Raw genomic sequence first — 5,405 nt, forward strand, 5'->3', positions numbered from 1 at the left:
AAATAGCGCCGATGGTAGTGTGGGGTTTCCCCATGTGAGAGTAGGACATCGCCAGGCTTTAATTTAGTTTTTTCCTTTTTAAAAAGGCGAAGACAAAAGTTAAGAGAGCCCGTTTGTAAAAGCGGGCTTTTTTAGTCCTCACGGACACCAAATAATGTGCTGATATGGCTCAGTCGGTAGAGCGCATCCTTGGTAAGGATGAGGTCCCCAGTTCGATTCTGGGTATCAGCACCATTTATTATTTGTTTTATGTTTTAAATTAAAGCCTAAAACAAAATGTAAAGAATCTTACTTGGCGACCATAGCACTTTGGACCCACCTGATTTCCATTCCGAACTCAGAAGTGAAACGAAGTAGCGTCGATGGTAGTGTGGGGCTTCCCCATGTGAGAGTAGAACATCGCCAGGTTCTTATTTAGACTCCAGAGTCTAACCAGTGCGGAGCGGTAGTTCAGTTGGTTAGAATACCGGCCTGTCACGCCGGGGGTCGCGGGTTCGAGTCCCGTCCGCTCCGCCACTTATTTAGAAAGCCTTGCTAGAAATAGCAAGGCTTTCGTCGTTTAAGGCCAAGTCATTTTCCCCTTCAGAGAAACGAATTCCGTTTCAATGCTCTGGTACTAATGCCAACCCTTGTAGTCCGGCCGTTGATACGAAATCCTAATTCGCAATAGCGATGCTCTCTCATCTACAAGCGCCTGTCTTTGCTTATCTGTATTCTAGGCATATACAAACTAATTTGACTCATTTTGGTTTGCTTAAGAAGAATAAGCTTTATGACTTTGTTGATTCATTTAGTCCTAGCCTAAAAGCTTTGGTTTTTATTCGTGTCTTGAGTCTAGCTTCAGTTTAGTTAGTATTTCGTTGCCATATCATCATGTTGAGACTCGAAGTTATTAAATGAGTCTCGCATTTATGCAATCTTTGAATTTTCGAACTGGCTTGCTATGTGATCCATTCCTAGTCCTTATACTCACGGCTTTTTCGCTTGTTAATGTCAACACTGTCAGAAAACTTTGTTTGCTTTGCTGATTTCTACTAGAAGGATTACCCTAAAAGGAGTTCTTGTAGGAGTTAGTTTGGTGATGCAACAAATAAAAAATGAAACCTTAAAAGAAGTATTTAAACAATGGGCTTCCGACGATGGAGTTGTGGTCATCAACCCTGCAACTGAGCAAGAGTTAATTCGCTTGAAACCGAGTTCAATTGAAGAGTTGGATTGCCTCATTGAAGCGTGTTCGGCTGAACAAGTTCGATGGGCTAAGTTGAGTGCGAAAGAGCGCTCTAGCTGTTTGAAAAACTGGCATCAATTGTTGATGGAGCACGCTGAAGATATAGCGACCATTATTACATTGGAACAGGGCAAGCCATTGTCTGAAAGCCGCGGGGAAGTGAGCTACGGGGCATCTTTTGTAGAGTGGTTTGCAGAAGAGGCTAAGCGAGCATATGGCGAAGTTATCCCAGCTCCTGCTGTAGATAGACGTTTATCTACAATTAAACAGCCTGTAGGCGTGTGTGCTGCGATTACACCGTGGAATTTCCCTATTGCTATGATCACACGAAAAGCGGCACCTGCGTTAGCTGCTGGGTGTGGGATGATCATCAAACCGTCGGAGTTGACCCCTCTGACCGCACTAGCGGTTGTTGAACTTGCGTATCAGGCTGGTATCCCTAAGCCGCTTTTACCTGTTGTTATTTCTGAACAGGCTGCTGAGTTTGGTCAGGTGTTATCGATGGATCCTAGGATCAAGAAGATTTCATTTACGGGTTCGACTCGCGTCGGCAAAATTTTGATGAAGCAGGCTAGTGAAACTGTTAAAGCGGTATCGATGGAACTTGGAGGTAACGCTCCGTTTATTGTTTTTGAGGATGCTGATTTGGAATCAGCTGCTGATGGGCTTATCGCGTCTAAGTTCCGCAATGCAGGACAAACGTGCGTGTGTACAAATCGTTTATATGTACATCAAAATGCCAAAGAGCGCTTTATGGAAAAAGTACTCGCGAAAATGACGGAGCTAAATGTTGGGAATGGTTTGGAGTCTGGTGTGACAGTTGGGCCAGTGATCACCATGGCTTCTAAGCATCGTCTGGAGGCTGTTATTGATCAGGCGTTACAAGAGGGGGCTACAATTGCTAACCGTCCTCAAAAGCTCGCAGGGCGCTTTATGGAGCCTGTAATTTTGGATAATGTCGATCAAGGTATGGCTATCGTGCAGCAAGAGTTGTTTGGGCCAGTATTACCCGTATTAACATTTGAAGATGATGAACAAGTGTTAGCAATGGCCAATGATACCGAGTATGGCTTAGCTTGTTATTTCTATACCGATAGCCTTAAACGAATTATCAAGTTCAGTGAAGGCTTGGAATACGGGATGGTTGGTGTGAACGAAGGTATCATCTCGACAGAAGTTGCGCCATTTGGTGGTATTAAAGAGTCAGGTGTTGGGCGTGAAGGCGCGAAACAAGGGCTCGATGAATACCTAGAGACGAAATACATTTGTCTTGGTGGTTTAAGCTGAGCTTTGGATGAGAGTGCAAAAGAGAAAGCTGGGTTTCTAAACCTGGCTTTTTTGTTTATAGAGCAAAGAAGAGATAAGGGTGTATTTCTTCCAGATGCAAAAAAGCCGCATCAAGTGATGCGGCTTCTTCTAATATGGCTCCCCCTACTGGACTTGAACCAGTGACCTGCGGATTAACAGTCCGTCGCTCTACCGACTGAGCTAAGGAGGAACAAATTTTAATAAGTGGTGCCGACTACCGGAATCGAACTGGTGACCTACTGATTACAAGTCAGTTGCTCTACCTACTGAGCTAAGTCGGCACATTTTTATTAACAAGTAATTAGCTTGCTAATTAAAAGTGGCTCCTCCTGCTGGGCTCGAACCAGCGACCTGCGGATTAACAGTCCGTCGCTCTACCAACTGAGCTAAGGAGGAATTGTCTTTTTAAGAATAAATGGTGCCGACTACCGGAATCGAACTGGTGACCTACTGATTACAAGTCAGTTGCTCTACCTACTGAGCTAAGTCGGCGTACCGTTATTCTTTATATTGTTCGTGTTAGACACCAACAATTTTAAATTGTGGTGCCCGGAGGCGGAATCGAACCACCGACACGAGGATTTTCAATCCTCTGCTCTACCGACTGAGCTATCCGGGCGACGAGGTGTATTAAAAGGCTTTTCGGCTTTCAGGTCAACAATAAAATTAAAATAAAATATCGTTTGATGAAAATGTGCTCGGAGTGGGCTGTTTTTATGCGTTTTAAATAGGGATACACCATGTTTTAAGCTTTTCTAAGAAAGAAATTACGAGCTTGTTTGCTAAATAAATGCGACGAAAACAAAAAAAGCACGTTTGAAAACGTGCTTTTTAGTGAACAATTGACTTTAAACTAGTGCTTTACGGAGAACTTATTCACCCATCCTTCCAGTTCATTTGCCAAAGAGGCCAAACTTTGGGTGCTCGATTGGCTCTCTGTTACCACTGAATTTAGCTTACTTCCGCTCTCTTCAATCATATTTATGCGGTGTGCAATGTCATCACTGACTTGCGTTTGCTCAGCTGCTGCCGTCGCAATTTGCTGACTCATTGCTGTGATAGATTCAAGCGCGGTAACGATCTGTTGGAGAGCTTCTGATGCATTCATCGATTCAGTTACTGTGCTTTCACTTGTTTCCGCACAGATTTCCATTGTATGAATGGCATTGCGAGAGCCTTCTTGAAGATTCGAGATCATGTGTTGGATCTCTTTTGTGCTGTCTTGAGTTCGACCTGCAAGATTACGCACCTCATCTGCTACTACAGCAAAGCCTCGTCCTTGTTCGCCTGCTCGGGCTGCTTCAATTGCAGCGTTCAAGGCTAATAGGTTGGTTTGTTCCGCAATATCCCCGATTACATCCAGAACTTTCACGATGTTGTTTACATCTTGATCGAGATCGGCAACCGCTTTACTTGCAGTATTCAGCTGAGTCGCAAGACCTTGGATGTTATCTACCGTACTGTGGATCAGTGATTGAGTGTGCTGACTTTGTTTATCTGCTTCATCGGTATTACGTGCTGTGTCGCTAGCAGAGCTTGCCACATGGTTAGCGGAAGAAGCCATTTCTGTCATCGCTGTTGCAATCATTGCGGTCGATTGCTGCTGAGAAACGGTAAGATCGGCGATGGAATTTGAGCGCGACTCTACTGCTGATAGCTCATCGCGTAGAGCGTGCATCGATTGTTCAAGGTTAGTCACCATGGTTGCCAATGATTGGCTCATATTCTGAACCGCATGGTAGATACTGCCTTTTGGAGCGACTGTATCAAAGCTAGTTTGGATGTTACCTTGTGCAACCGCTTGAACCGCTTCTCGTACATCGTTAGGTTCACCTCCTAAGAGATTGAGCATTTTGCGAATTGAGATGATCAAGCCTCCAAGAATTGAACCTGCGATAACCAGACACAGCATAAGCTGCCACTGTGCTGTCGACCAAAAACGTGCATTCACTTCATTAAAGCCAATACCTGTGCCGACAACCCAACCCCAATGTGGTGTTTTTTCTGCTATTGAGTGTTTTTCTTCAATGCTGCCGTCGGCCTGTTTTTGGCTCCAGGTATATTCAACAATCTGACCTGTTTTACGACCCAAAACATCTAGGATGAGTTGGCCTACGCTATTACCGCTGCCATCTTTAAAGTCATGGAAACTGGTTCCGTGTAGTTGAGGATCTAGTGGCGCGGCAATAAACATCATATTTTCGTCCGCCACATAAACGTACTCATTGTCTTTGTAGATGTTGTTACGCAGTAGGCGTGTTGCGAGTGCTTTTGCTTCTTCTTCAGGCATCTTGCCTTCAACTGCCATTTTTTCTACTTCAGTCAGAATGCTGTATGCACTCTTGAATAGCTCAGTTACTCGAGCTTTGTTATCGAGGTTACTTGCGACGCGTAAGGTCCATAAACCTGTAGCGGTCAAGGCTAGCAAAGCTAACAGTATGATCGCGGATAATAAGTAGGCTTGAGTTTTTAATTTCATATTTGGCTCACAAAATGTGTCATTGCTATGCAAAGCATGGCTTATGTCAATAATCTAATAGCCGACGCATCTTATTGAAGAAGTGGTATTGCGCCTACAAGCACGTATTGAAACTATGATGAGGATTAAATTTTTAGCGTGAAATAAGTGTTTTTTGAAGAGGAGATTTAATATTCGGTGATGTTTGGAAATGAAGTGCGAAGCAAAGGAATATTTAAATGGAGAATAGGGCAGATGCAAAAAAGCCGCATCAAGTGATGCGGCTTTTTAAATTGGCTCCTCCTGCTGGGCTCGAACCAGCGACCTGCGGATTAACAGTCCGTCGCTCTACCAACTGAGCTAAGGAGGAACTATTCTGTTTGTGTCTTGCCATTCAGCAAGTGCACCAAA

2 protein-coding genes, 8 tRNA genes and 1 rRNA gene are annotated in these 5,405 nt (G+C 44.1%); 4 read left to right on the forward strand and 7 right to left on the reverse strand.

Annotation, left to right across the window (positions count from 1 at the left end):
- The first annotated feature begins 158 nt into the window (after positions 1-158).
- The 4 genes from ACF8CV_RS00005 to ACF8CV_RS00020 all read left to right on the forward strand — a co-directional run bounded on the left by ACF8CV_RS00005 (position 159) and on the right by ACF8CV_RS00020 (position 2,515).
- Positions 159-234, forward strand: a tRNA-Thr gene (locus tag ACF8CV_RS00005).
- Positions 235-291: 57 nt separating this feature from the next.
- Positions 292-408: ribosomal RNA gene (rrf, locus tag ACF8CV_RS00010) — 5S ribosomal RNA — on the forward strand.
- A 31-nt stretch (positions 409-439) separates the two neighbouring features.
- A tRNA-Asp gene (locus ACF8CV_RS00015) sits at positions 440-516 on the forward strand.
- Between the two features lie 562 nt (positions 517-1,078).
- On the forward strand, positions 1,079-2,515 hold the full coding sequence (locus ACF8CV_RS00020; RefSeq protein WP_162484505.1) for an NAD-dependent succinate-semialdehyde dehydrogenase: 1,437 nt from the start codon (positions 1,079-1,081) through the stop codon (positions 2,513-2,515).
- Between the two features lie 135 nt (positions 2,516-2,650).
- Here ACF8CV_RS00020 and ACF8CV_RS00025 read toward each other — a convergent pair.
- The 7 genes from ACF8CV_RS00025 to ACF8CV_RS00055 all read right to left on the reverse strand — a co-directional run bounded on the left by ACF8CV_RS00025 (position 2,651) and on the right by ACF8CV_RS00055 (position 5,364).
- A tRNA-Asn gene (locus ACF8CV_RS00025) sits at positions 2,651-2,726 on the reverse strand.
- A gap of 15 nt (positions 2,727-2,741) precedes the next feature.
- Positions 2,742-2,817 (reverse strand) — tRNA-Thr (locus tag ACF8CV_RS00030).
- Between the two features lie 39 nt (positions 2,818-2,856).
- Positions 2,857-2,932 (reverse strand) — tRNA-Asn (locus tag ACF8CV_RS00035).
- A 20-nt stretch (positions 2,933-2,952) separates the two neighbouring features.
- Positions 2,953-3,028: transfer RNA gene (locus tag ACF8CV_RS00040), tRNA-Thr, on the reverse strand.
- A 51-nt stretch (positions 3,029-3,079) separates the two neighbouring features.
- Positions 3,080-3,155: transfer RNA gene (locus ACF8CV_RS00045), tRNA-Phe, on the reverse strand.
- 234 nt (positions 3,156-3,389) lie between these two features.
- Positions 3,390-5,015 (reverse strand): methyl-accepting chemotaxis protein, encoded by a 1,626-nt coding sequence (locus ACF8CV_RS00050; RefSeq protein WP_011106074.1) that lies wholly within the window; start codon positions 5,013-5,015, stop codon positions 3,390-3,392.
- A 273-nt stretch (positions 5,016-5,288) separates the two neighbouring features.
- Positions 5,289-5,364, reverse strand: a tRNA-Asn gene (locus ACF8CV_RS00055).
- Between the last annotated feature and the right edge of the window lie 41 nt (positions 5,365-5,405).

Origin of the sequence: Vibrio sp. zbq_1 (assembly GCF_043102935.1) — a bacterium.
In the GTDB taxonomy this organism is placed as follows: domain Bacteria; phylum Pseudomonadota; class Gammaproteobacteria; order Enterobacterales; family Vibrionaceae; genus Vibrio; species Vibrio parahaemolyticus.

Coding starts and splice junctions, on each gene's coding strand:
- ACF8CV_RS00050 (WP_011106074.1), bottom strand. CDS start 5,015: ATGAAATTAAAAACTCAAGCCTACTTATTATCCGCGATCATACTGTTA.